Source organism: Allosalinactinospora lopnorensis (assembly GCF_000981225.1).
Classification (GTDB): domain Bacteria; phylum Actinomycetota; class Actinomycetes; order Streptosporangiales; family Streptosporangiaceae; genus Allosalinactinospora; species Allosalinactinospora lopnorensis.
On sequence record NZ_LAJC01000004.1, the window covers coordinates 90,936 to 115,769 of the forward strand.

Below are 24,834 nucleotides of genomic sequence, written 5' to 3' on the forward strand. Positions count from 1 at the left end.
CCACTTCCCGAAATTCGCGCATAACCCCACAAAACTCGCGAACCACGACTTCGCGCACCTTACTTCACTTCCTTCCATAGCGACGGCGCTTGGCCGCCTTGCTCCAGCCTTTCTGCTTCGCTGTCGCTGCCTCCGGCCGCTGCTGGTACGGACGGTGGATGAGTGTCAATCCTTCATGGTCCACCGGAACCCATTTGTGTTCGAAGGTCTCGAAGGTGTACCCCTGCTCGTTGTTGGTGGTGTAGACGAGGAGAGCGCGGCCGTTGCCCGCGTACTCCCGCACCTCCGCCCACAGTGCCTCACGGATACGAGCCGAGGGATTACCGATGAACACTCCGGAGGAGATCTCCAGCAGCCACCGGGTGAGGAATCCGCGCAGCCCTGGCGGGCAGAGGGTGAGCACGATAACTGTCACCAGATCACTTCCCAGGGGGCATCCGATTCGCCATCCGAACCGTAGTTCCGTCCTGATTCCAGGTCAGGGCCGCGGTCAGACCGCAGGCTCACCCGGTCTGCGGTGTCATCGACCAGGATGTCGGCCCCCTCGGGGAGCAGCAGCCACTTGATGTCGCGGACACATTGCCCGAGCAGGCCCGTTTCGTTGATCCGATCCCGGATCGCCCGTCGGGTCCGCGACCCCACATCCTCCGGACTCTCCGCGGCGACGTCGAAGGCCACCGGGATGCCGACGCTCGTCTTGTACAGGTCGGCGATATCCATGACGAACGAGAGATCGTGCCCGGAGTGCACGAACCCGAGGCCCGGGGTGCAGCCGAGTGCCGCGACCACCGCGTGCGCCACCCCGTACATGCACTGGGCCGCCGCGGTGATCCCCTGGTTGGGCGGGTCGCCGGCGGTAAAGTCACCGGGAACGTACTGCCGGCCGCGCCAGGGGACCCCGGTGCGTGCCGACTCTTTCCGGTAGCACCGCTTGACCCGGTCGCCCTCCTTGCCAAGGATCTCCCGCCGGGTGCACCCGGACGGGTCCTCGTCCGGAAAGCGCAGCCTGTACATCGCACGGGCGACCTCCAGGCGCGTCTTTCGGTTCGCCCACGCTGTGGCCTGCGCCTCGACCAGAGCCGAGGACCGGGTCAGGGCGCGTCCCCCGGAGTAGTAGCGCACCCCGTGCTCCCCGACCCACACCACCCCCGCCCCGCTCTCCCCGAGCACGCTCATGGCCTGGTGGGTGACCCGGGTTCCCGGCCCCAGCAGGAGGGTGCCGATGGTCGCGGAGGGGATGTGCCTGATCCCTTCAGCGTCTTCGGCGGTGATCGCGTTGGCCTCCTGGTGGACGGTGCAGCGTTCCAGGTAGACGAAGGAGAGCCGGTCACCCACCCGGGTCAGTTCCCGTGGCGAGGAGGCTCCCCGCTTGCTGATGCTCACCGCGGCTGTCCCTTCACCGGGGCGAGGGTCATCAGCCCGCAGCCGTACGCCTTGGCGCGGCCGAGCCCGCTGGTGAGGGTTCTGCGCAGGGCGTCGGGGTCGGTGACCTCCAGGCGGCCGTCAAAGGTCACGGTGTTCAGCCTGACCCTTCTCGAATCCCTGCTCCGGTTCCGTTCCCCTTTGCCGAACTCGATCCGGCGCTGGCCGTGCACAAGCAGCTCGTGTTCGTCGTCATCGCCCAGCTTGCGCCGCTCCTCCGGTTTGCGCAGCACCTGGAAGCCGGCCCCCTTCTGGCGCTCCAGCAGCCATCCCATCTGGTGGCGCCAGGTGACATGCGCGGTCACCTTGGTCGGCTCGCCCGCCTTGATGCGGATGTTGTGCACGGGGTTCGCGGTGAGGCGGAAGGCCCACACCTCGCCCGCGGCCAGTTTGGCCAGGAACGGCGCGTACTCGTGGGCCTCCCAACCGCTGCCGGCCGTGGGCCAGCCGGCCTGCTCCACCAGGTGGGTGTAGTCGGGGCGGTCCGGGCTGACGACGTAGAGGAACATCTCGGCCTTCGCGTTGCGGTCTACCCGCCACAACACACGCGGGCCGCCGGTGTCGCCGGGAAGCGCCTTCGGGAAGCCGGCCATCACCGCTGCGTGCATGGCCTGTGGTGACGACAGCAGCTTGCGCGCCCCCACGCGGGCGGTGTTGACGCGGAAGCGGGTGAGGTACATCAGTCGCCTCTCATCAGGGGCATCGTCGGGTCGTGGTCGGGGAACCGCCTCGCCTTCGGGTTCGGCACCGCCACCCGGCCCGGCTTAACGCCGCGCAGCCTGTAGCGGCGGTGCAGGGGATCGAAGCTGAGCGGCACATCGCGCAGGCTGTCGGCGTCGGCGTCACCGGGTTCGGCGTCGACGAGGACGTCGAGTTCCACCTTCGGCTCCCTCCTGCGCCGGTACTGGTGCCTCTCGGACGCGTGCCACCCCACTTCCCGCTCGAAGACCCGCTTCAGGGTCCCTCGTAGACCCCGATATCGACCGGTCTGGACGGCGGGCAGGACCGCCTGCCCAGATACGGCAGGAACACCGGCCGCCGCACCGCCCGGTGCAGTTCGCCGATCAGGTCGTCGTCGCCCTCCACCGCGGCGACGAACACCGCGTCGGCGAGGTAGAACCGGTGCGAGACCGGCATCGCGTCCTCGGTGTCGGCGTGGTGCGCGGTCTGGTAGTCGCGGATCCGCACGCCCTCCTGATCCACGCGCACCCCGAACCGCAGCTCGGCGAGGTCGGAGAGGTCGGCTGTGCGATCGCGCCCCTGCGCGGCGGCGAGCAGGCCGAGCACCCCGCTCTTGGTGGGCGCGTTCTCGGTGGTGCGCCGTGCGAAGCGGGCCGAGGAGCCCCATGCCTGCAGCGGGCCCGCCAGCAGCAGCGCCAGCACGCTCACTGCGACTCCACGCGTTCGGCCACCGCGGCGCCGACGCCTTCGACCAGCTTCTTCAGCGACACCGTCTCCCCCTCAACCGCCTCAAGGGGCCGGGTGCTGTCCCCGATCCGCAGCACCCATGTCTCTGTGCCTTCGTCCGCGCCGTAGGCTCCCTCGATCTCCGGAATGAACTTGGCGAGCCGGTCGCAGGCGGTGCGCAGGTAGCCGCTGTCCAGTTCCTCCGGGACGGGCTTCTCGAACGCTCCGACGAAGCTGATCGGACGCGCGGAGCGCAGCTTGACGATCACCGCCTCGGGCAGGGTGTGGTTGGCGAAGGTGTTGGCCTTCCCGGTGGGCATGGACTCCACGAAGCCCCGCAGGAACGCCTGCACGGCCCGGCGTATCGGTTCGGTGGTGTCCTCGCCCTCGCGGATCCCCTCGCCGAGGTTCCGGCGCAGTTGGTCCACGTCGAGGGCGGCGTAGCGGTACAACGTCGCCGAGTTGAACTCGACCGTGCCGATCATGCCGGCGCCCGGCTCGTCGTCCTCTTGGCGGTCGTCCACGGCGGTGTAGTAGTCGGCCTCGTTCTCCACCGCGTGCACGCTGATGGCGTGGGCCACCTGGGCCGCGGCGTCCACGTTAACGTCGGCCCCGTCGGCGACCATCCGGCCGAACAGTGCGATGTCCACCGAGTGCCGGGTGTCGGCGGCGGCCCTGGCCCGCTTCTTGTTCTCCGCAACCTTGAAGAACTCCTTGATGTCGGCGCGGCCCTCCACCGCCAGCTCGGCGAGGGCGTCGCGCTGGCGAGCGCTGAGGAACATCAGGTAGGCGGACTCGGGCGCGGCGGGGTCGTCGCTGTCCTCGTTCCTGCTCTTGCGTTTGGGCGGCTCGATCTTGGAGCCGGTGGCGGTCTTGACGGTCTCGGCGGCCAGGGCGAGCGCTTCGGTCTGCGGAATGGACTTGTCCAGCCCACGGATCCTCTCGGCCACGAACTCGGCGACCCGCTTGGTGCGGGTGCCCAGGTCCTGGGGGTCGAGCAGGCCGTCGAAGGCCTTCCGGGTGGCGCGCTTCCACGCCTGGCTGGACACCCGGGAGCGGCGCGCCCCGCCGTAGACGGCGGTCTTCGGGGCGCCGGTGTCGTCGCGGTTCAGGTTGCTCGGCGGGACGGTCTGCAGGACGTGCAGGTCGAGGATGGTTCGGGTCACGGTGGTGTGTCCTTACTTGGTGTCGGTGGTGGCGGGCTCGTCGTCGGAGGCGGTAGCTGGGGGGCGGTAGGCGACGAATCCACGTCCCCACGAGCTACGGATCTTGCTCATACCGCCCGGCTGCTGCGCGGTGACGAGCTGGTCGGCGAGCAGGCCGTAGTCGAGCGGCACCGCTTCGCGGCGCAGCAGCTGCACGATGCCGCGCAGCCGGTAGGCGAGGATGGCCGTGCTCGTCGCCTTCCCGGCCTGGACGAAGCGCTTGCGCAGCGACTCGTCGATCTCGGCACCGGCCATGAGCTCGCGCATCGCCCAGCCGAGGTCGCGGTCGCGGCGCCGCCCGGCCTGCCACATCGGGCCCCGGTGCATGCGGTCCTCGCGGCGGGACTGCTGGTGCAGCGCGTACAGGGTCAGGGCGATGTGGACGGCGGTCTCGGCCTGCTCCTCCTGCTTCTCGGTGCATCCCGGAGAGATGTAGTCCGTGAGGTCGCCCGTGAGACCCCACAGGTCAGGGGGGTCGCCGGGCAGCTTGCCCGCGCCGCCGCGCAGTTGCGCGAGCGTCGCGACGGCGCCGGGCTGATCGGCGAGATAGCCGCCCTGGAGCGAGCCGATCCGCTTGGCGACGGCCGCGCCGAGAGGAGTCAGGTCGGTGCGGCCTGAGGCTTCGGTGGTTGCGGTATCGGATGTCATGCGGGCGCCTCCGCGGGCTGCTCGGTGGTCATGGACAGGGACTTGCGCAGGCTCCGGTAGAACCGGCGTTCGGCGTGCGCGGAGTTGAGCCACAGGTCCCCGGTGCCGGTGGCGACGAGCCGCCCGGTCCAGGCGGCCTCACCCGCCTGATCCACCAGTTCGGCTCCGATGCCGCGGATGATCCGCCCCGCGGTGTCCTGCCAGTGCGCGCGGTACTCTTCCGGGTCGGTATCTGGGGCGATATCGCGCAGCCACTTCCGGAACGGCCCGTCCAGCGCGCCGAATCCCCGGTCGCGGGCGGAGTCGCGCGGGCCGGCGGCTTCGGCCCCGACGGCGTGGGCCAGGTCGGCGGCGAGTTGGCCCAAGACGGTGACGGCGCCCTCCGCGTCTTTCACCGCCTCGATGGCGGTGTTCCCCAGTTCGGTGTCGCGGTTGTGCAGCAGCACCACCGGCATCGCGATCCGGTCGTCCACCACCTCGTCGATCACCGACTGCTGGGTTCCGTAGACCGCGCCGACCAGCCGGGTACGGATCAGGAAATTCTTCTCCAGCGGTCCCTCAGTGGTGAGCCGCGCGATCCATTCCAGGATGCCGGGCCGCACACCGCCGGCGGCGTCCTGGCGCTGGCCGGCCTCCCGGGCATAGCCCACGATGATCGACTCCAGACCCCGCCAGGCGCTGCGGGAGGGAATGTGTTCGCGCGGCAGGTACACCTTCGACAGGCCGTGCTTCTTCTCCTGGGCGGGGCTACGCCGCCACGCCGTCATCGGCTCGCGCTCGTGCATGTTGCGCGGCGCCAGCGGATCGCCGTAGGCGAGCAGTACGCCGTACACGCCATTGGTGTCGTAGTGCAGGCGCAGCCGGCGGGTCTGCCAGGTGTAGAGGTCGCGAACACCGTAGGGACGGAATACGGATTCCTTCCCCTTGAGCGCCGCGGCCTTCGGCGGCTCGAACCGCCACGCCGGGCGGTCCTCCTCGCCGGCCTGGATGTCCTCCTGGGAGATGAGGTTCAGCAGCAGGGTTTCCCGCAGGCTGTTCCCCTCCACGAGCACTCCGCCGAGGTTGCCCGCCCAGCCGATCCCCTGCGGGTAGCCCTTGCCGCCCTTGACCCGACTGTCCCCCACCGCGCCCGACTTGATTCCGGAGGGGTCATAGGCGTGCGCGTGCACCACCCAGCGGGCCGCTTCGGCGAAGCGGAGACGGTCGACCCCGCGCGCCCGCATGGTGAAGAACGGCGTGCCGTTGGGCACGTCGGCGACGATGCGGTTCAGCGAGGAGATCTCGCCCTTGGCGGTGTGCAGGCCGGCGACCTGGAAGAACGGGGTTTCGGGGTGGAGCAGGTCGAACCGGTCGCGGTGCCGGTCCAGGTAGTCGGCGATCTCCTCGACCGGCAGCCCACCCTCCACAGTTCCTGCCACTGCTCGGGGTCCTGCGGCCCGTCGACCGCGTCGTGCAGGATCGCCAGCAGCAGCCGCAGCAGCGCGAACTCCTGGGTGGGAATGTCGCCGACGATGCGGCGCAATTCGGGGGCCTGCCGGAAGACCTCCCGCAGGGACAGCTCCGCCTCGGTGCCGTCCGACCGGAGGACCGGGATCCACGGTTGATCGGTCAGGTCGAACGACATGTCGGGGGGCTCATTGGGCATGGTGGACCTCAAGTCCTTCGGTGGGTGAGTAGCTGAGTTCGCAGTCTGCTAACCGGGTGCGACAGTTCTCGTCCAGCACGAGGACCAGCTCTCCGGCCAGCCAGTGGCACTCCTTGTCCTGCCATGCGGGGAAGCAGTTCTGTTCCAGTTCCTCGATGGCCTGGTCGAGCAATTTGGAGAGGGTGAACGGGAAGGGCAGCCGCAGGGAGCACGCGGCGATCGTGCGGGCCAGGTCCGCTGGGGGCGCGGCGTCTTCGGGGATGGATCGTCCTCCCCTGTCCTCGCTGAGGTGCGGGAGGGTGGCGAGGGTTCCGTCCGCCCGCCGCTGCACGACCAGCACCTCAATGCTGTCGTCGCTGTCGCGGACCTGGGCGCGGCCTTTCGCGGTGTCGTCGGCGTCGCCGACCCCGGCGTCCACCCACCCCACCAGGCTCCGCCCCACTCGGCCCGGAGCGGAAAGCCGGAACACGTCCGCTTCGACTCCCTGCTTCGCCTGGTGCACCTCGTACTTGTCGCGGGCCTCGTCCAGGGCCTTCCGCCACTCCGGCGGCCCGGCGGGGTCTTCCCCGTAGGCGTGCTGGACGAAGGGGCTGATGTCGTCGGGCAGCCGGACCGTACGGTCCTCCTCCTCGACCGCTGCCAGGTGGGGCTCCAGAACGGCCGCGGCGCGCAGCAGCGGCCAGAGGCCGTAGATCCGCCATGACCCGTCCACCGGTTTCGGCGGACTCTGCTCCCAGTCCGCGCCGGTGATCAGGCAGCGGGCTTGCCGCAGCCGCTCCGGGCGCTCGCTCTGCCCCTCCCCGCGCCGGTGGCGGTGCAGCCGGCCCATGCGCTGCAGCAGCAGGTCGACAGGGGCGAGGTCGGTGACCATGAGGTCGAAGTCGATGTCCAGGGACTGCTCCACGACCTGGCTGGCGACCACGATGTGCGCTCCGGTCGGGCGGTTCCCCCGGAGTTCGGCGACTTTCTCCGGCGGGCCGAAGGTGGCGAGCAGGCGCTCGTCGTTCTCGGCGCGGTCCAGGTCCAGGAAGCGGGCGTGGGCGACCTCGATGGCGGTTTGTGTTCCGGCGAAGTACTCCCGGAGGTAGTGGGCGGTCTCGTGCACCCGCCGTACGGTGTTGCGCACGACCACGGCGCAGCCGCCGTCACGGAGTTCACCGGCCAACCGGTCGGCGAGGGATCCCAGATCCTCATCGAGCCGCTCCAGCCGAACATCCGTGGCGCGCCCCGAGGCAGCAGGCCGGTACAATCGCGGTTCCTCACCCGGGACAACGGCGGTGATCAGCGGATAACCCCGTTCCTCCCCTACGGCGTCGAAGGCGGTGTCGTATCGCCGGGCCCCGGCGTAGGCCGCGGCGAGTTCCCGGCGGCGCCCGGCGGGCAGGGTCGCCGACAGCACCACCACCGGCACCCCGTAGGCCCCCAGCCAGGCGAGAACCCGGTCCAGGTAGGTGTTCATGTAGGTGTCGTAGGCGTGCGCCTCGTCGATGACCACGGCCTTCCCGGCGACGGCCAGGTGGCGCAGCGCGAGGTGGCGGCTCTTCAGCCCGGCGAACAGCAGTTGGTCGACAGTGCCGACGGCGAACGACGACAGCATTCCCTTCTTGCGCCCGCGCAGCCAGTGGTGTGCCACCAGTGCGGCGGAGGACGCGCGTCTGTCCGACCGGTGGTCCAGGTGATCGGCCGCGCCGTCCCGGTCGATGTCGGCCGCCGCGCGCCCGGCATGGCGGGGAAGCCGCGCATAGTCCCTGTTGAGCGCGGACTTGGAGTGCCGCAGCTCCACCGAGTGGGCACCGGTCCCGGCTCGATGGTCCGGCAGGCGACTCAACCACTTCAGCAGCCGGGGGAACATCGCGTTGCTGGTGGCCATGGTGGGCAGCGCGATGAAGCAGCCGCCCGCACCGGCGCGGGCGGCGAGGCTCTCCACAGCCGCGAGCGCCGCCTCGGTTTTCCCCTCCCCCATTGGCGCCTCGACCAGCAGCATCCCGGGGCCGGTCACCTCCCGAGCGGCACGGACGGCCGCTTCCTGCACCGGCCGGATCTCGGCTTCCTCGGGAAGGTCGAAACGGGCGGCGAAGAGTTCGGCCGTGTCCTCCACGGGCTCCACCGCTTCCCAAGGGGAGGGCAGCTCGACCTGCCGCCACGCGTTCTCCACCCGGTCGGGATCGGTGAGCGAGGCATCAGGGGCGTAGGGGAAGAAGTCCCGGTTGCTGGCGATCCAGTCCGCCATGATCACTAACGCGGAGAGTAGGACCTGCACGGGCTGCGGCAACTTCGCCTCGCGCCAGGCGTCAAGGCGGGCAGCGGCCCCGGTCGCCTCCGCACAGGCGTTGAGCAGTTCCTCCTGGACGCCGTGCCACGCCTCCTCGCTGCCGCGGGTGCGCAGCAGGTACGGCGACTCGGTGAGTGCCTTGATGTCGGAATGGGTGGGCGGAACCCCGTGGTGGCCGCCGACGATGGTGGTGATCTGGTGGATGGCCGTTTTCCGCCACCCGTGGTGCTCGGTCAGCCACTGCTGCAGGAGAACCTGACCGGCCAGGCCGTGCGGAGCGAGCTTGCGGTCATCGCCCAGTTCCCTGTAGGTCCGCATCTCCAGCCCGTGGTCGCGCATCCTGCCCGTTAGTCGGCCCACTTGGCACGCGAACGCGGGGGTCGCCTTCCCGATGTCGTGGACGGCCGCCAGCCACACCGCGAGTACCCGGGCGTCGTCCGCGCCACAGGGAAAGGCGTCCGCGATGAGGTGACGGACCTTACGCGGCAGCCAGTGGTCCCACAGCCGTCCCGCGATCTCGGCGCTATCCGCCATGTGGCACCACAGCGGCAGCCAGGCATCGTCTTCGTCTTCACGACTGGACTTGGCCCAGGCGGAGCGGGCTCTCTCCGTGAGTCCCGCAAGAGCGCAGTGGAGGGCGCTGGGGGTAGTCATGACGGAAAGTCAATCGGAGTACAAGGGTGAAGTCAGGCGAATGCTGCGATTTGCCTGTCCGGATGCGGCTATATGCGGCTATGGGTGTCCCGCGCATATGGGGACACCCATAGCCGCTTGGTGGGCCTCACCAGCCACGGAACCATCCCGGCGTGCGCGGGGAGCAGCCCACCATCATCTGAATTGAATACCAGGTGGTGGGACCATCCCCGCGTGCGCGGGGAGCAGACAACGTCGGCCCCCTTCACGAGCACGGCCCGGGGACCATCCCCGCGTGCGCGGGGAGCAGCGGTGGAGAACACGATGCCGTGCCATGGGGCAGGGACCATCCCCGCGTGCGCGGGGAGCAGGTATGGGGCTATCGCCGCCGGAGTGGTGCGGCGGGACCATCCCCGCGTGCGCGGGGAGCAGTCGTGCAGTGGGGGAGCAGCTCGCGCTTCTCGGGGACCATCCCCGCGTGCGCGGGGAGCAGGTTTTCGCGGGGCAGGGAATCACCACGAGCACGGGACCATCCCCGCGTGCGCGGGGAGCAGAATGAGCTTCAGCGGCGGGAGTTCCAGCCGATGGGACCATCCCCGCATGCGCGGGGAGCAGAACCAAAACTGCTGGTAAACCCACGGTTTCGGGGGACCATCCCCGCGTGCGCGGGGAGCAGCACTCATCGACCTCGGTGTCCCAGTACGGCGGGGGACCATCCCCGCGTGCGCGGGGAGCAGTGCCTACGCGTCACCGTGCCCGGCGGCAGTCTGGGACCATCCCCGCGTGCGCGGGGAGCAGCAGCGGAATCCGCCGCCGCCATCAATTGCGGTGGGACCATCCCCGCGTGCGCGGGGAGCAGGAGAGCACGTTGTCCAGGTCGCGGACCTTCTTGGGACCATCCCCGCGTGCGCGGGGAGCAGGAGCTCCGGCCGTACCTGGCGAACTTCCGGCGGGGACCATCCCCGCGTGCGCGGGGAGCAGGCCAGGGCGCGAATGGCGCCGGCTGCGATCTCGGGACCATCCCCGCGTGCGCGGGGAGCAGTTTCCCCTCCCACGGGGCGCACAGCGGGCACTGGGACCATCCCCGCGTGCGCGGGGAGCAGCGCCGAGCGCACCGATCGACAGCTCATAAAGGGGGACCATCCCCGCGTGCGCGGGGAGCAGCTACAAACCCCCAAGCTGGCCATGCTGCTCCGGGGACCATCCCCGCGTGCGCGGGGAGCAGATGCCCGCCCCCGACCAGGACCGGCCCGGCCGGGGACCATCCCCGCGTGCGCGGGGAGCAGATCACGATGTGGGCGTAGTCGCCGGCCACCGCGGGACCATCCCCGCGTGCGCGGGGAGCAGCCCGTATGTCTCGTTATCGCTGGTCATCAGCTGGGACCATCCCCGCGTGCGCGGGGAGCAGAGCAAGCCGAAGCCGACCCGGGCGCACGTCCCGGGACCATCCCCGCGTGCGCGGGGAGCAGTTCATGGCGTCATGATGCCATGGGGTCGTGGGGGGACCATCCCCGCGTGCGCGGGGAGCAGACTCCGTGACCTGCACTTCTACCCCAGGAGCAGGCCCGTATTTACCACTTCCCGAGATTCGTACGTAAACCCATAAAGCTCGCAGACCAGGACTTCACGCACCTTACTTCCTCCCATAGCGGCGGCGTTTGGCCGCCTTATTCCACCCCTTCTGCTTCGCCGGCGCCACCTCCGGCCGCTGCTGGTGCGGACGGTGGATAAGCATCAGCCCTTCATGATCCACCGGAACCCATTGATGTTTGAAGGTCTCGAAGGTATACCCCTGCTCGTTGTTGGTGGTGTAGGCGAGAAGAGCGCGACCATTACCCGCATACTCCCGCACCTCCGCCCACAATGCCTCACGGATACGAGCCGAAGGGTTACCAATGAACACCCCCGGAGAGATCTCCAGCAACCACCGGGCAATGAAATCTCATCTACTTGCGCCACGGCCCGGCGCATGCGCTGACCCTGATGCCCACCTTGATGACAGTGCGGGCCAGTGTGTTCCGCGCATCTCGCAGTCTGACCGGCTTTGCGCACACTGACGTTGGGGGACGCGACGAGTCGGTCACCGGCCCGATCGATTTCGGCGGCCGGTCGAGCGAACCACTCGGCGGGGCTTCGCATCCGAACACATACCTCCACACGCCCGCGCGTACGAGGAGCTTTGTGGAGGTGGATACGGAGTTCGGATCATGCCCTCGACCAGGGCCAGGGACCGGCCCCGGCCGGGACGCCGGGTGCTCCGGGTCGGATAGGCTACGTGGCCGGCTTACGGCGTGGCGGCCGACCAGCACCGACTGGCGGCGCTCACGCGGACGCGAGCAGTCGGCGCCGGATCGCGCTACCCCAGGAGGCAGCAGTGGGCAGAACGGGAATACCAGTACTCCTCGTCATCTGGTTGATCGTCGGGGCGGTGATCGCCGGCCAGCGGGGATACTTCAGCGGGGAGGAAGAGGAGAACTGCGCCTCGATCGGCAGCGCCGTCATCACGATCGCCATCGGTCCGTTGAACCTTCTCGGCCTCAACCCGGAGATCGAGTGCCCCGAGCTTCCGGAGGTGGAGGAGCCCACGGGGTGATCGTCGCCGAGGCGGCCGGACTCCGTGCCGGCGATGCGGCCCGGTTCCGGCCGCGCTGCTGGACGACTACTTCACGGATGGCTGTGCGCTCACCCCGTGGCTGAGCACTTACGCCCCGGCCTGGTCAGCGTCGCCCAGCGCCCCTGGACCTCACTCGTCTTCGTCATCGTCGTCGGCGGTCATGGCGTCCACGCACACGGCGACGCTGATGACCAGCGCGGGGTCGCCGCCCGCGTCCTGCCGGAAGGTGTTGACGTCCACCGCGTAGGTGTCCCGTAGCCGGAACCACTTGCGCGAGACGTGGGCGACCGGCCCGTGGTCGTCCCCGATGGTGTACTCCTTGTCGAGGAAGTCCCCGGTGACCTCCCACTCCCCGCCCTCGGCCAACTCGACGACGAGCTTGTCCTTGATGGGGTTGAACATCCGCTTGCGGACGGTGGCCGCCGTGTCCCCGTCGCGCTCGACCGTCATGGTGTCGCGCAGCCGGAACAGCTTCTTGCGGATGACCGCGAGTTGGTTGCCCTCGGTGTCCTTCAGTTCGAAGGTCTGGCGCAGCCGCAGCGCCTTGCCGTCGACGAGGAACACCCGCTCGTCGTTCTCGTCCGTCACCCAGTAGTCGTCTCCGATGTCGAAGACACGTTCCCGTACCACGAACTTCACGAGCAGCTACCCCCGACGCTTTTCCGCGGCACCGTCCGCTCGGTGCCGGCAGTCACCGCCACTCAACCGCCCTCTCCCCCGGGCGTCAAGGCGGTGCGGGGCCACCCCCGGCAAGGTGCCCGGCGGAGTCCGCCGCCTGGAATACCCGGCGCCGTGCGGCGGCTACGATCGTCGAGGCTCTCAGCCGGATAGCAGAACACCATGCAGCTCGACGACGTGAGGACCGACCGTGAGCAGAACCCCCGCTGTCACCCTGAACAACGGCGTGTCGATGCCGCAGCTCGGCTTCGGAGTGTTCCAGGTGCCCGACGCGGAGGCGGAGACCACCGTGGCCACCGCGATCGAGGCCGGATACCGCAGTATCGACACCGCCACGCTCTACCAGAACGAGGCGGGCACCGGCCGCGGGATCGCCGCGTCCGGCCTGCCGCGTGAGGAGCTGTTCGTCACCACCAAACTGTGGAACACCGACCAGGGGTACGACTCCACCCTGCGCGCCTTCGACACCTCGCTGGCCGAGCTGGGCATGGACTACGTCGACCTGTACCTGATCCACTGGCCGGCACCGGCCCGCGGCTCCTACGTCGACACCTGGCGCGCCTTCGAGCGGATCCACTCCGAGGGCCGCGCCAAGGCCATCGGGGTGTCCAACTTCCAGCCCGCCCACCTGCAGCGGCTCTTCGAGGCCAGTGGCATCGTTCCGGCCGTCAACCAGATCGAGCTGCACCCGCGCCTGCAGCAGGCCGAGCTGCGCGAGTTCCACGCCGCCAACGGCATCGCCACCGAGGCGTGGGGCCCGCTGGGCCGGGGCAAGGGGCTGCTGGACGATCCGGCCCTGACCAGGGTTGCCGGCAAGCACGGTGTCTCCCCGGCCCAGGTGGCGCTGCGCTGGAGCGTCCAGCTCGGCACCATCGTGATCCCCAAGTCGGTCACCCCGTCCCGCATCCGGGAGAACATCCACGTCTTCGGCTTCAAGCTGGACGAGGAGGACATGGCGGCCATCGCCGATATGCACACCGGTGTCCGGATCGGCCCGGACCCCGACACTCTGAGCTAGCCGGCGGCTAATCCGCACGTTTTAGATGGCTCCCCGCCCGCCGGGCGGTGCACTGCCCGGCGGGCCGTCAGCCGCCGCCCCGCTCCGGGAGAACCCGCGGTGCGATCGTCGTGAAGAGCGGTCCCAGCCGCACCGAACGGCGTTCCGTTACCGAGAATGGCGCGGTGGCCACTGCGAGCCGACCCCGGCAAGTGTATGCCGAGACCGAATGAATATCCCACTGCATCGGCTTGGACGGGCGCTGTTCCGACCGCAATACTGTCACGAATCGTGCGCGATTGCAGTCCAATCTGCTTTCTGGGGAGAATACGGTGTTCACGGAACAGGGTGCATGAAACCCGGGGTGCTTCAAAGTTCCGTAGTTGATGGGCATACACATTGACAGAACCGTGGCGCGTAGGGCATGTGGACGGATCACGCGCCCTTGCAGGGGTCGGCCTGCATCTGCCCATACGCTGAGGAGGTGTCGGGTAGACGACCAACTCACGCCCACCAACTACGGAACGCTTTCAAGAACGGACCTTCGGCGTTACTTCGTGTAGACGTACACCGGCACCTCGCTCGAACTCTGCACCCAGATCGTTCCCCCAGGGAAGAACTCCGTCGTGCAGTTCAGCTCGTCCTTCACCGGCAAGGCGGTACCGACATTCTCGTGGCCGGGGCCGTAGAGCACCGTGTCTGTCGTGGGGTACTCGGTGCTGGGCGTGCCGCTCGTGGCCTTGACGCAGAGGGTCGTCCGCCCCCACCGGTCGATTTCCAGGAACTCTTTGTCGCCCCTCTCAGGCAGGAGCACGCCCTCTCCCGCCACAATCGGTGGCGTGTCCGCGGTGGCGATGTTCGACTCGGACGCGGATGCAGCCTGAATTGTCGCGCCGCTCATGGAGGCTACCGCGGCGAGAACAACACCGGCCCGCGCGATGTTCGAAGTCCAGCGACTCTTCAAGAAATTACCTTCCTAAGACAGGAACCCTGGATTCCGGGTTCGCCATATGTTTTATCCAACTGGACAGAGAATCGCCAAATCAGATTCCCGAAGCGCCAACCCCTTCGCACTGACACTCTGACCTGCACCTTCGGCGCGTAAACGGGAGAAACGGCCGGAATTCACTCCCGAGTGACCCTTGCCACCCGGCGGTCCCACGCGCATGAACCCAGTGTTTTAACTGGCCACGCGCCGTCCAACATCCCGACAAGGCTTTCCTAAAACAGTCGAAAGTTTCTTTTAAGAGTGTTTTAGGGTTGCTGTCGATAACGTCACTATGACCAACTCCCAGGGGATATCGGCGTGACCTCCGATTTTTTGTTCGCGGGAGCGGGTCACGGCTGTTTCATTCTCGGGAAGGTGGGTTGTTTCCCCAGGCAACAGCCCTATGGTGATCCGGTGGAACCCCGCACACACGCAACGGAGCCCCGGTAGAAGCACGGGGACTCTCACCTCTCCGAGCTTCCACCGAGGACTCCGTTGCGCTCCCACCCCGATCCCCAGGGCGGGGACACCGCACGTCCGGGGGCGGGGTCAGCGGCCAGGTTCGGACGCCCGGTCGAAGCGTTCGCGGCTGGTCGCGATGTAGGGGTGGTTCACCTCGGCCCATTCGATCAGCGGCCGCAGCCGCGCGGCCAGGGTCCGGCCGACATCGGTCAATTCGTATTCGACGCGCGGTGGCGTGTGCTCGGTCACCGCTCGGGTGACCAGGCCGTCGCGTTCCAGATTGCGCAGGGTCAGAGTCAGCATCCGCTGGGAAATGCCGTCGATTTCGCGGCGCAGTTCCGAGTAGCGGAGGGGGCCCGATTCGAGCAGGCTGATCACCAGCACGCTCCACCGGTCCCCGATCCGGTCCAGAACGTAGCGGATATCACACCGGTTCGCCCTTACCTGCACGGTAACACCAGTGTTCGTTGCGAACACGGATTTTCCGTCTTCCGGTGGGCGTTCGTTCTCTTCCACAATGGTCCTCACAAGTTTCGGCTCCATCAACGAGAATACGGGGTGAGGCGTGCTCATCGCCGCGGTCGTTCTACCCATTTTGCTGGCCTTGGCAGTGCTGGCCATCGGTGTCCCGAAGGCACTCAAGTTGGAAAGCGCCGTGCGGCAAACGGAGGACATGGAGCTCGACCTCAGGGTAATGCGTCTGACGGGCGTGTTCGAGACGCTCGGCGGCATCGGACTGCTCGCCGGACTGGCCGGCGGATGGCTCGGGATCACGGGCGCCGTGTGGCTGGCCATCGCCGCCGGAACCGGCCTGTTCGTACTCATGCTCCTGGCGCTCGGGTTCCATATGCGCAGGCGGGATCCTGTTAAGGCCATGGCGCCGTCCACGGTCCTGCTGGTTCTTTCGACCGCCGTGCTGGTCGTGCTCATGCGCGCGGCGTAAGGCCGAGCGGCTCCCTCGTACCCATATCGGCACACATATCCCGCGCTCTTCGATAATTAAAGATGAATTTTGCGGACCGAAGCGTGATCCACCCCACGTTGAGTTGATCTCCTCCCCTGTGCTGCCCTGGGTTCAGAATACGGTCCGGATTTTTATGAAGACGGGGGACGGTGGCGATCACCGGGCCGCGTATGAGATGGGCAACATTGTTTTAATCGGGGTCCGGCGGACCGCCGCCGATGGGGTTTCCCTTGCTTCTGGGACTTTCTTTGTTTTTCTCTGGAACGAGAGGCAGTGCGTTACCAGCCGGGGATGATCCCCCTGATAAGGCTGGCAGGGCATTCGCGCCGATGGGCCCGGGAGTCCCCGACAAAGAGCGATGTGTAAATCCTGGGAGAGCTCTCACTTTGAATCTGTATCAAGAACGAACCGGCATGTCCGAGGGGACCCACCCCTGGAACTCCTTCGACACCGCGGTTGACCTGCTGACCGGCGCCGCCGAGCTGTGGCCCCAGGCCGGGACCACCTACGCCGGCCCCGACTCCCCCGATGACTCGGTGTTCCAGTCCTACCCGGCCCTGCTCATGGCGGCCTCGCGCCTGCTCGGCGGGCTGCGCGCCGAGGGTCTGCGACCCGGGGACCACGTGGTCCTCCTCCTGGAACAGCCCCAGGACTACGTCCCCGCCCTGTGGGCCTGCTTCCTCGGGGGCTTCGTGCCCTGCCCGATGAGGCCCCAGGCCACCGGCGGCGACCGCTGGATCGAGCAGCTGCTGCACGTCGACGCGCTGCTGGAGCGTCCGCTGTGGCTCACCACCAAGGGACTGCGCGCGGACCTGCCTTCCGCCCCCGAAGTGGCCGGTCTGGCCGTGCGTTGTCTGGAGGAGACATCCGCCGACGCACCGGAGAGTGCCTTCCACCGGGCCAGGCGGGGTGAAACCGCCCTGCTCATGCTCACGTCCGGCTCCACCGGCCGCCCCAAGGCCGTGGCGCTCTCGCACGCCAACCTGCTGGCGGCGATGCCCGCCAAGGCGGCGAGCCTGCGACCGGACGCGGGCGACACCACGATGAACTGGATCGCCTTCGACCACATCTCCGCCATCGAGATGCACCTGCTCCCGATGGGCGCGGGCGCGCACCAACTGCAGGTCGCCCCGGAGACCGTCCTCGGCGAACCGCTGCGTTTCCTGCGGCTCGCCGACGCCCACCGGGTCACCCTCACCTTCACGCCCAACTTCCTGTTCGCCCAGATGAACCGGGCCTTAGCGCGGGAGGAGGAGCTGTCCCTGGACCTGTCCCCGCTGCGCCGCATCATCTCCGGAGGCGAGGCCACCGTTTGTGCGACGGTCGAGGAGTTCCTCGACCGGCTCGCGCCCTTCGGCCTGGTCCGCGACGCGGTCGCACCGGGCTTCGGGATGACCGAGACGTGCGCCGGGAGTGTCTTTTCACTGGACTTCCCGGACGTCGACGCCGGCCGCGAGTTCGCCTCCCTCGGCCACCCGGTTCCCGGCATGGAGCTGCGCATCGCCTCCGAGGGCGACGAGCGCCCACTGCCCGACGGTGAGGAGGGCGAACTCCACGTCCGCGGGCCCATGGTGTTCAGCGGCTATCTCAACAACGAGGAGGCCACCCGCGCGGCGTTCACCCCGGACGGCTGGTTGCGCACCGGCGACCGCGGCATGCTGAACGGGGGCCGGCTGACGCTGGCCGGACGCAGCAAGGACAGCATCATCGTCAACGGCGTCAACTACTTCAGCCACGACCTGGAGACGGTTCTCGAGCGGCTGGAGGGCGTAGCGAAGTCCTACGTCGCCGCGTTCCCGATCCGGCCGCCCGGCAGCGACACCGAGCAGCTCGCCGTCGTCTTCGCCTCCGAGGTTCCTTTCGAGGAGGAGGCGGAACTGTACCGCCTGCTGGTGACCGTGCGCAGCAGCACCGTGCTGCACTGGGGTTTCCGCCCCGCGCTCATCCTGCCGCTGGACACCTCCGACATCCCCAAGACCAGCCTCGGCAAGATCCAGCGCTCCCAGCTGCGCAAGCGCTTGGAGGCCGGCGAGTTCGATGCGGCGCAGGCGCTCGTCGCCGAGCTCACCACCCGCCAGCTCGGCGGCCACACCCCGCCGGAGGGCGCGGCCGAGACCGCGCTCGCCGAGATCTACGCCGAGATGTTCGGCACGGACCCGGCGGAGATCAGCGCCACGGCGAGCTTCTTCGACCTGGGCGGGACGTCCCTGGACATCCTGCGGTTGAAGAACTCCATCGGGCGGGTCTTCGATCTGCCCGACGTCCCGGTCGTGCAGATCCTGCGTGCCCCCACGGTTCGCGAGCTGGCCGCGCGGCTCGGCGGCGCCCGGGGCGACCGGGAGGTGGCCGCCTACGACCCGCTTGTCCCGCTCCAGCTCAGCGGGGACGGCACCCCGCTGTTCTGCGTGCACCCGGGCGTCGGCGAGGTGCTGGTGTTCGTCAACCTGGCGAAGTACTTCATCAACGAGCGCCCGTTCTACGCCCTGCGCGCCCGCGGTTTCGGCGAGGGGGAGGGCTACTTCTCCACGTTCCGTGAGATGGTCGACACCTACGTCGAGGCCATCCGCGCCGAGCAGCCCGCCGGCCCCTACGCCGTCGCCGGGTACTCCTACGGCGGCATCGTCGCCTTCGAGATCGCCAAGTCCCTGGAGGCTAGGGGCGAGAGGGTCGACTTCGTCGGGATCTTCAACCTGCCGCCGCACGTCCAGGACCGCATGCACGAGCTCGACCTCGTCGAGGGCGCGGTCAACCTGGCGTTCTTCCTGTCGCTGGTCACCAAGGAGCAGGCCGCCGAGCTGCCGGACGTGCTGCGCAACGGCATGACCCGCGACGAGCAGCTCAAGTACCTCATCGACATCGCGCCGAAGAAGCGCCTGGCCGAACTCGACCTCGACGTCGCGAAGTTCGGGGCGTGGGTCGACCTCGCCCAGTCGCTCGTCCGCCTGGGCACGACCTATGAGCCGAGCGGGGACGTGCGCTCGCTCAGCGTCTTCTACGCCATCCCCCTGCGCGGCACGAAGGAGGACTGGCTGAACAACCAGCTCCGGGCGTGGGATGACTTCTCCCGCGAGGAGAACCGATACATCGACGTCCCCGGTGAGCACTACACGCTCATGGGGCCCGACCACGTGGCCGCCTTCCAGGCCGTCCTGCGTGCGGAACTCGGCCGCGCGCTGAGCGGCGACCGCCCCTGACCCCCGATTCCGAGAAGGCCGGACCGGGCGACAGCTCGGCAAACCCACGAGGAGGCACGTGTCCACACGTAGGAAGGTCCTGATCACAGGGGCGACCGGGCAGGTGGCCCGGCAGGCCGCCGAGACGCTCGCGCTGAACGACGAGGTCTGGTGCCTGGCACGGTTCAGCGACCCCGGCATCGAGCGCGACCTGGCGGCGAAGGGCGTCCGCACCCGGCGGTGGGACATGGCCGCCGACGGGCTCGACGGACTGCCCGACGACTTCACCCATGTGTTGCATGCGGCCGCGTACCGCGGCGACGGAACCGACTTCGAGACGACCCTCGACATCAACTGCGTGGCCACCGGGCGGCTGATGACGCACTGCCGCCGAGCCGAGGCGTTCCTCTACATCTCCAGCGGCGCCGTCTACGCCCGGCAGAACCGCGACCACCTGCACACCGAGACCGATCCCCTCGGGGGGTGGACACCGTGGCTGCCCACCTACCCCGTCGGCAAGACCGCGGTCGAGGGGACGGTGCGCGCGTACGCCGACACGCTCGGCCTGCCCTCCACCATCGCCCGGCTGAACATCGCCTACGGCCCACACGGCCACGGCGGCGTCCCCATGCTGCTGTTCCGGCGGATGCAGGCCGGAGAACCCGTCGAGGTCCCCCGTGAGGGCCAGAACCGGTGCAACCCCATCCACACCGACGACATCGCCCGCCAAGTCCCGCTGCTGTGGGACGTGGCCGCCGATCCGGCGACCGTCGTCAACTGGGGCGGCGACGACGTGGTCGGCATCCAGGACATCCTCACCTACCTGGCCGAGATCACGGGGACCGAGGCGCTGTTCGAGCCCAGCGAGGCCCCACGCGAGACGCATGCCTTCGACAACACCCGGCGCCAAACGTTCATCGGCGGCTGCACGGTCGACTGGCGCACCGGGCTGCGCCGCACCCTGGAGGCCCACTTCCCCGGCGCCACCGCACCCGCCGCGCCGGCCTGAACCAGGCCCGCACAGTCCGCCCCACGAGAAAAGGAAGGCACGCGTGTCGACCAACACCGAGCTCATCCGCGCCTCCTACGCCGCGTTCCGACGCGGCGACATCGACGCCGCCACCGCCTTGTTCGACCCCGGCATCGAGTGGACTCACCCAGACGGCATGGAGGACTACGGCCTCGGCGGGACGAAGAAGGGCATCGACGAGGTGCGCGCGTTCATGGCCCGCGCCCGGACCGTGTTCAGCGAACTGCGCCAGGAGCCGCGGGAGTTCCTGGAATCCGGCGACCGGGTCGTGGTGATCGGCGTCCACCACATGCGCGGCGCCCGCAGCGGGGTCACCGGCACCGTCCGGTTCGTGCACACCTGGCGGCTGGCCGATGGCAGGGCGACGCACTTCGAGGACCACCACGACACCTACGACGTGCGCCGCATCGTCGATGCCGGTGACGCCGCGCACGGCGACGGCGCCGACTCGCCCGGCCGGATCGTCCAGACCGGTCTGGCCTTCTGGCAGGCCAAGACGCTGCACACGGCGGTCGAGCTGCGGCTGTTCACCGAGCTCGCCGCCGCCGGGCCGCTGGACGCCGGCCAGCTGCGCACCCGGCTCGGTCTGCACGGGCGCGGGCTGCGCGACTTCCTCGACGGCCTGGTCTCCATGGGTCTACTGGAGCGCGAGGACGGGCGCTACCACAACCTGCCGGGCCCGGACGCCTTCCTGGACGAGGCTAAGCCGGACGGCTTCATCGGCGGGCTGCTGGAGGTCGCCTCCCAGCAGTGGTGGCAACCGTGGAGCCGGCTCGGCGAGGCGCTGCGCACGGGGGAGCGGCAGAATAACGTCCACGGCGGAGAGGACCCGTTCACCGCGCTGTACTCCGACCCGGAGCGGGCACGCCGGTTCCAGCGCGCCATGACCGGCGGCTCCACCGGGAGCATCGCCGCCCTCATCGACCGGCTGCCCTGGAGTGAGCACCGGACCGTCGCCGACGTCGGCTGCTCGGAGGGCGCGCTGCTGAGCCGCGTACTGCGCGCCCATGAGCACCTCACCGGCATCGGATTCGACCTACCCGTGGTCGAACCGCTCTTCGGGGAGACGGTCGCCGAGGCCGGCCTGGGCGATCGCCTGTCCTTCCAGGCGGGCGACTTCTTCGCCGACCCGCTCCCGCAGGCGGACCTGATCGTCTTCGGCCATGTCCTGCACGACTGGGACCTGGAGACCAAGCGCATGCTGCTGCGCAAGGCCTACGAGGCGCTGCCGGACGGCGGCCGGGTCGTCGTCTACGAGGCACTGATCGACGACGGGCGTCGGCACAACACGTTCGCGCTGATGATGAGCCTGCACATGCTCGTGGAGAGTTCCGGCGGATTCGACTACACCGGGGCGGACTGCCGCGGCTGGATGGCCGAGGCCGGGTTCCGGAACTGCTACGTCCAGCACCTGGCCGGGCCCGAGTCCATGATCGTGGGCATCAAGTGACGCCGCCCGACGGGCACCGGCCTGCGGCGCCGGCCCCCAGAGGACAAGGAGAGCGCGTTCCCGACGAGAAGCCGGAGGACGCCGCGTCCCGCCTGCTGGAGATGCACGATCGCCTCATCCACTCGCGCGCCCTGCAGACCGCCGCGGAGCTGGGAATCGGCGACCTGCTCGCGGACGGCCCGCGCACCGCGGCCGACCTCGCGGCGGCCACCTCCACTCGGCCCGACGCGCTGTACCGGCTGCTGCGCCTGCTCGGCGCGTGCGGCGTGCTGACCGAGACCGAGCCGGGCGGCCCGTTCGCGCTCACCCCGTCCGGCGGCCCGCTACGCTCCGACCACCCCTTCAGCGTCCGCTCCACGCTGGCGTTCGGCGGGGTCATCGCCACGGCCTTCAACGCCTGGACGCACAGCCTGCGTACCGGGGAGGCGTCCTTCCCGGAGGTGTTCGGCGCGCCCTTCTTCGACTACCTGGAGGACCGGCCCGAGCACGGGGCCTTGTTCAACGCCGCCATGGAGGAGATGAGCCGGCCGGTGGTCTCCGCCGTGGTCGGCTGCTACGACTTCGCCGCGGCACGGCGGATCGTCGACGTCGGTGGGGGCAACGGGACGCTGATGAGCGCCGTCCTGCGCACCGCACCCGAGGCCCACGGCATCATCCTCGACGCCCCGCACGTCGTCGGCGCCGCCCGGGGGAAGATCCGGGACTCTGGCCTGGAGGAGCGCTGCACCGTCGTCGGCGGGGACTTCTTCCAGAAGGTTCCGGAGGGCGGGGACCTGTACCTGCTGAAGTGGATCCTGCACGACTGGCCGGACGACCGCGCGACCGCGATCCTGCGCGGCTGCCGTCAGGCCATGGCCGAGGACGGCCGGGTGGTGCTCGTCGAGACGGTGGTCCCGCCCGGCGACACCCCGCACCCGTCCAAGACCATGGACCTGAGCATCCTCGCCCTGCTGGGCGGGCTGGAGCGGACCGAGGAGCAGTTCGCGTCCCTGCTCGCCGACGCGGGCCTCCGGCTGCGCCGCGTCGTCTCGACGCCCTCGCCGTTCAGCCTCATCGAGGCCGAGTCGGTCTGAGGGACCCGCGGCCGGAGCCCTCGCGCCGCGGCGGGCGAGGGACTCGGACAGCACGTCGATCTGGTCGCCGTCCCCGAGGCTCAGGCGGGTCTCGGCGCCGCCCGCGACGTCCCCGGTTCTCCGCACTGGGGTGGGCGGCGCCGGGACCTGTGTGGGGCCCGGCGCCGCCCACGGCTGCGTGTCCTCCTCCACGCGTCTCTCGAAGACAGGGGCGGTGCCTGCTGATCTGTAGGTAAACGGATTGGGGTGTGTCAGCAGGAGGGGCGGAAGTCCGGGTCTGCGGGCCCAGACCGGCCAAGGGCGTTCAGCACCCACTGCAGGGTGACCCGGTCATAGAGCGGGGTGGCGTGCTTGCCCAGGTGGAACCAGCACGCGTCCTGCAGTACCACGTTGGTCACCTGCTCGGCGGGGCCGTCCAGGAACCCCCGGGTGTAGGGCACGACCGCCTCGTCGTAACGGGTGTTGACGGTCGTGTAGTCGACCCCCGGTTCCACATCGCGGCCCTCGTTCAGCGTGGTCAAGAACTCTGAGCCGTGACTGAACTGTCTGCAGGACCCGCAAAGTGCGTCGGCCATGTCAGGTGGCAGCAGGTCGATGAAGTTGATGTCGCTGCCGTGGTTGGGCGGTGCGAGACCGACGAATTCGCCCACGTGCGCCGCGCCGTCCTCGAAACGCAGGTACCAGCGCGGCATCAGCCCGCCCTGGCTGTGACCGACGAGATCGACCTCCTCCGCGCCCGTCGCGGCCTTGACTCCGGTGACGAAACTGGCGAGCTCCACGGCGGACTCCTCCATCGGCGACACACCGGCCACCCCGTTTTCCTCTCCGTAATTCAGCGCGAAAACGCAGTAGCCGGCACCGGCGAGCCGGGGTGACATGTAGAACCAGCTAAGCGCGGCATCGAACAACAGGCCGTGCACCAGCACCACGGGGTTGGGGTGCTCCGCAGTCGGTTCACATTCCCAGTCGTTGGCGCCCGGCACATCGGGGGCGGCGAGCTCCTGGGCCTCGGCCACCGGGTTGGGTTCCGAGGCGTACGCGGCCGGCGCGGTGTTAACGGCGAAGAGGCCAGCCAAGGAGAGCAGGAGTACGGCGAGGCGTGGCCATCGCGCGCGCCCGGACTTCAGGGGGGACATAGCGGGATCTCTCCTTACTTTTTTGCCCCCGGATTACCAGTAGATGAACGTACGTTTATACACTCGCACACTTGGTACCCCGAGTACCAGAGGGAATCCGAAAAGAGGCACGGGGGCGTTTGGGCCAGCCTGTGGAGCAGGGGCGGGTCCATCGCGAAGTAGAGGACGTTCTCCGAGGTCGCTCCCAGGTCCTCGTAGTCCTTGAAGGGTCGGCGGCAGGTGCCCGGCCAGGCGGTTGGGTCGGCCCAAGCGGCGAGGGGCCGGCTGCGGGGCCGGTCCTTTCCCGCTCGGCCTCCCGCCGAACCAGACGTGATGGTTTCCCGATCATCCGGCTCTCCGGTGGCTAATGCGTGAGTGGTGGGGCCGGCTGCCCAGGGTGGATCTGGCCGTGGCCCACTGGAACCGAGGCGGCCCGGGTGTGCTGAGCTCTTTGAGTGTGCGGACGTGGTGCACCTGGACCCCGCCCGCGTGCCGGCGGATCTCGCGGACAGCCGCCTTCTCCACGCCCGGACGACGCCTGCCCACAACACGGAAAACGGCCTGAACGTCAAGCCGAGGTCAGCCCTCGAATTTCGCCCCGAAAACCAGTCGGCTTCGAACTGGCTCAGAAATCCGGCGGCCAGCGAACGGCCTCTCCCGGCTACGGCCTCCTTTGCTGGCCGGATTCTCCGTTTTCGGCCTTGGAACCGTGTTCGCCGGATGGTGTCGCGAAGGTGGGGCATCGCTGTTCCGGCAGCGAGCCGGAGGCGATTCGCCTCTGGTGGGCTGGCTGGAGCGCACTTACCGTTAGCGGGGTCGCCACCGGCGAATTACCCGGTGCGCCGTCCCTCGCAGCCGCGTGCGGGACATCGGGCGCGCCGAGCGCTGGTGCTGTACACCTACCGGACGAGCGTGTGCAAAATGCCATCAAAAATCCCCTATTTCCCGACAAATGCGCACAACATCGCTCGACAGGGAAACCGGGGGTGATGATGCTTGATCGAGTAGTTCCACCTTCCTGGCAACCGGGCGGCCCTGTCAAAGCCTCGCTTTGAACG

General features: G+C 68.9%; 18 protein-coding genes, 2 pseudogenes and 1 CRISPR repeat array. Of the genes and pseudogenes, 7 read left to right on the forward strand and 13 right to left on the reverse strand.

Translation table 11 applies throughout. The features are described 5' to 3' along the window. Positions 1-64: 64 nt before the first annotated feature. The 9 genes and pseudogenes from cas2e (VS93_RS02780) to cas2e (VS93_RS27560) all read right to left on the reverse strand — a co-directional run bounded on the left by cas2e (VS93_RS02780) (position 65) and on the right by cas2e (VS93_RS27560) (position 11,168). The gene (gene cas2e, locus VS93_RS02780; RefSeq protein WP_046468435.1) at positions 65-415 is read right to left on the reverse strand and encodes a type I-E CRISPR-associated endoribonuclease Cas2e; all 351 of its coding nucleotides are present in this window, start codon (positions 413-415) and stop codon (positions 65-67) included. Beyond that, positions 412-1,383 (reverse strand): type I-E CRISPR-associated endonuclease Cas1e, encoded by a 972-nt coding sequence (gene cas1e / locus VS93_RS02785; RefSeq protein ID WP_046468436.1) that lies wholly within the window; start codon positions 1,381-1,383, stop codon positions 412-414. The genes cas2e (VS93_RS02780) and cas1e overlap by 4 nt, the downstream gene beginning before the upstream one ends. Further along, positions 1,380-2,102 carry a type I-E CRISPR-associated protein Cas6/Cse3/CasE gene (gene cas6e, locus VS93_RS02790; protein WP_046468437.1) on the reverse strand — a complete coding sequence of 241 codons (723 nt, stop codon included), beginning with the start codon at positions 2,100-2,102 and terminating at the stop codon, positions 1,380-1,382. Before cas6e ends, cas1e begins: the two co-directional genes overlap by 4 nt. After that, positions 2,102-2,811, reverse strand: a pseudogene (gene cas5e / locus VS93_RS02795) (type I-E CRISPR-associated protein Cas5/CasD). The gene cas6e and the pseudogene cas5e overlap by 1 nt, the downstream one beginning before the upstream one ends. Further along, positions 2,808-3,995 carry a type I-E CRISPR-associated protein Cas7/Cse4/CasC gene (cas7e, locus tag VS93_RS02800; RefSeq protein ID WP_046468438.1) on the reverse strand — a complete coding sequence of 396 codons (1,188 nt, stop codon included), beginning with the start codon at positions 3,993-3,995 and terminating at the stop codon, positions 2,808-2,810. Before cas7e ends, cas5e begins: the two are co-directional and overlap by 4 nt. Positions 3,996-4,007: 12 nt before the next feature. Next, positions 4,008-4,682 (reverse strand): type I-E CRISPR-associated protein Cse2/CasB, encoded by a 675-nt coding sequence (gene casB / locus VS93_RS02805; RefSeq protein WP_046468439.1) that lies wholly within the window; start codon positions 4,680-4,682, stop codon positions 4,008-4,010. Beyond that, positions 4,679-6,327, reverse strand: a pseudogene (gene casA / locus VS93_RS02810) (type I-E CRISPR-associated protein Cse1/CasA). Before casA ends, casB begins: the two are co-directional and overlap by 4 nt. Beyond that, positions 6,317-9,253, reverse strand: coding sequence for a CRISPR-associated helicase/endonuclease Cas3 (locus tag VS93_RS02815; protein WP_046468440.1), 2,937 nt, complete (start codon positions 9,251-9,253; stop codon positions 6,317-6,319). The pseudogene casA and the gene VS93_RS02815 overlap by 11 nt, the downstream one beginning before the upstream one ends. Positions 9,254-9,391: 138 nt before the next feature. Continuing rightward, a CRISPR array of direct repeats spans positions 9,392-10,762; the repeat unit is 29 nt; unit sequence GGGACCATCCCCGCGTGCGCGGGGAGCAG. A gap of 103 nt (positions 10,763-10,865) precedes the next feature. Continuing rightward, on the reverse strand, positions 10,866-11,168 hold the full coding sequence (cas2e, locus tag VS93_RS27560; protein WP_082126569.1) for a type I-E CRISPR-associated endoribonuclease Cas2e: 303 nt from the start codon (positions 11,166-11,168) through the stop codon (positions 10,866-10,868). 438 nt (positions 11,169-11,606) lie between these two features. On the opposite strand from cas2e (VS93_RS27560), the gene VS93_RS02820 reads away from it, so the two are divergent. Next, complete coding sequence (locus VS93_RS02820; RefSeq protein ID WP_046468441.1) at positions 11,607-11,825, forward strand: hypothetical protein; 219 nt, start codon at positions 11,607-11,609, stop codon at positions 11,823-11,825. Positions 11,826-11,975: 150 nt separating this feature from the next. Here VS93_RS02820 and VS93_RS02825 read toward each other — a convergent pair whose 3' ends face one another. Continuing rightward, the gene (locus tag VS93_RS02825) at positions 11,976-12,485 is read right to left on the reverse strand and encodes an LURP-one-related/scramblase family protein (protein ID WP_046468442.1); all 510 of its coding nucleotides are present in this window, start codon (positions 12,483-12,485) and stop codon (positions 11,976-11,978) included. A 271-nt stretch (positions 12,486-12,756) separates the two neighbouring features. Here VS93_RS02825 and VS93_RS02830 point away from each other — a divergent pair, with 271 nt between their 5' ends. Next, complete coding sequence (locus VS93_RS02830) at positions 12,757-13,542, forward strand: aldo/keto reductase (protein WP_082126576.1); 786 nt, start codon at positions 12,757-12,759, stop codon at positions 13,540-13,542. 529 nt (positions 13,543-14,071) lie between these two features. Here the strand turns inward: VS93_RS02830 and VS93_RS02835 are convergent. Then, complete coding sequence (locus VS93_RS02835) at positions 14,072-14,485, reverse strand: hypothetical protein (protein ID WP_156184652.1); 414 nt, start codon at positions 14,483-14,485, stop codon at positions 14,072-14,074. 573 nt (positions 14,486-15,058) lie between these two features. Further along, the gene (locus tag VS93_RS02840; RefSeq protein ID WP_236700305.1) at positions 15,059-15,487 is read right to left on the reverse strand and encodes a winged helix-turn-helix transcriptional regulator; all 429 of its coding nucleotides are present in this window, start codon (positions 15,485-15,487) and stop codon (positions 15,059-15,061) included. A gap of 49 nt (positions 15,488-15,536) precedes the next feature. Here VS93_RS02840 and VS93_RS02845 point away from each other — a divergent pair, with 49 nt between their 5' ends. From VS93_RS02845 to VS93_RS02865, 5 genes are all read left to right on the forward strand, one after another. Beyond that, positions 15,537-15,914, forward strand: a complete 378-nt coding sequence (locus VS93_RS02845) for a DoxX family protein (protein WP_046468445.1) — start codon at positions 15,537-15,539, stop codon at positions 15,912-15,914. 434 nt (positions 15,915-16,348) lie between these two features. After that, positions 16,349-19,129: a non-ribosomal peptide synthetase gene (locus VS93_RS02850; RefSeq protein WP_046468446.1), complete on the forward strand. Its 2,781-nt coding sequence runs from the start codon at positions 16,349-16,351 to the stop codon at positions 19,127-19,129. A gap of 58 nt (positions 19,130-19,187) precedes the next feature. Continuing rightward, positions 19,188-20,117 carry an NAD-dependent epimerase/dehydratase family protein gene (locus VS93_RS02855; RefSeq protein ID WP_046468447.1) on the forward strand — a complete coding sequence of 310 codons (930 nt, stop codon included), beginning with the start codon at positions 19,188-19,190 and terminating at the stop codon, positions 20,115-20,117. Between the two features lie 43 nt (positions 20,118-20,160). After that, positions 20,161-21,588, forward strand: a complete 1,428-nt coding sequence (locus VS93_RS02860) for a methyltransferase (RefSeq protein WP_082126571.1) — start codon at positions 20,161-20,163, stop codon at positions 21,586-21,588. Beyond that, positions 21,585-22,661 carry an acetylserotonin O-methyltransferase gene (locus tag VS93_RS02865; RefSeq protein WP_236700306.1) on the forward strand — a complete coding sequence of 359 codons (1,077 nt, stop codon included), beginning with the start codon at positions 21,585-21,587 and terminating at the stop codon, positions 22,659-22,661. Before VS93_RS02860 ends, VS93_RS02865 begins: the two co-directional genes overlap by 4 nt. 251 nt (positions 22,662-22,912) lie before the next feature. Here VS93_RS02865 and VS93_RS02870 read toward each other — a convergent pair whose 3' ends face one another. Continuing rightward, a complete protein-coding gene (locus tag VS93_RS02870) occupies positions 22,913-23,797 on the reverse strand; it encodes an esterase/lipase family protein (RefSeq protein ID WP_052745485.1) in 885 nt (294 codons plus the stop codon). Positions 23,798-24,834 lie beyond the last annotated feature (1,037 nt).

Excerpts from the sequence above, each read along its gene's own strand:
- cas6e (WP_046468437.1), bottom strand. The coding sequence starts at position 2,102 with ATGTACCTCACCCGCTTCCGCGTCAACACCGCCCGCGTGGGGGCGCGC.
- casB (WP_046468439.1), bottom strand. The coding sequence starts at position 4,682 with ATGACATCCGATACCGCAACCACCGAAGCCTCAGGCCGCACCGACCTG.
- VS93_RS02815 (WP_046468440.1), bottom strand. The coding sequence starts at position 9,253 with ATGACTACCCCCAGCGCCCTCCACTGCGCTCTTGCGGGACTCACGGAG.
- VS93_RS02830 (WP_082126576.1), top strand. The coding sequence starts at position 12,757 with ATGCCGCAGCTCGGCTTCGGAGTGTTCCAGGTGCCCGACGCGGAGGCG.
- VS93_RS02850 (WP_046468446.1), top strand. The coding sequence starts at position 16,349 with ATGTCCGAGGGGACCCACCCCTGGAACTCCTTCGACACCGCGGTTGAC.
- VS93_RS02870 (WP_052745485.1), bottom strand. The coding sequence starts at position 23,797 with ATGTCCCCCCTGAAGTCCGGGCGCGCGCGATGGCCACGCCTCGCCGTA.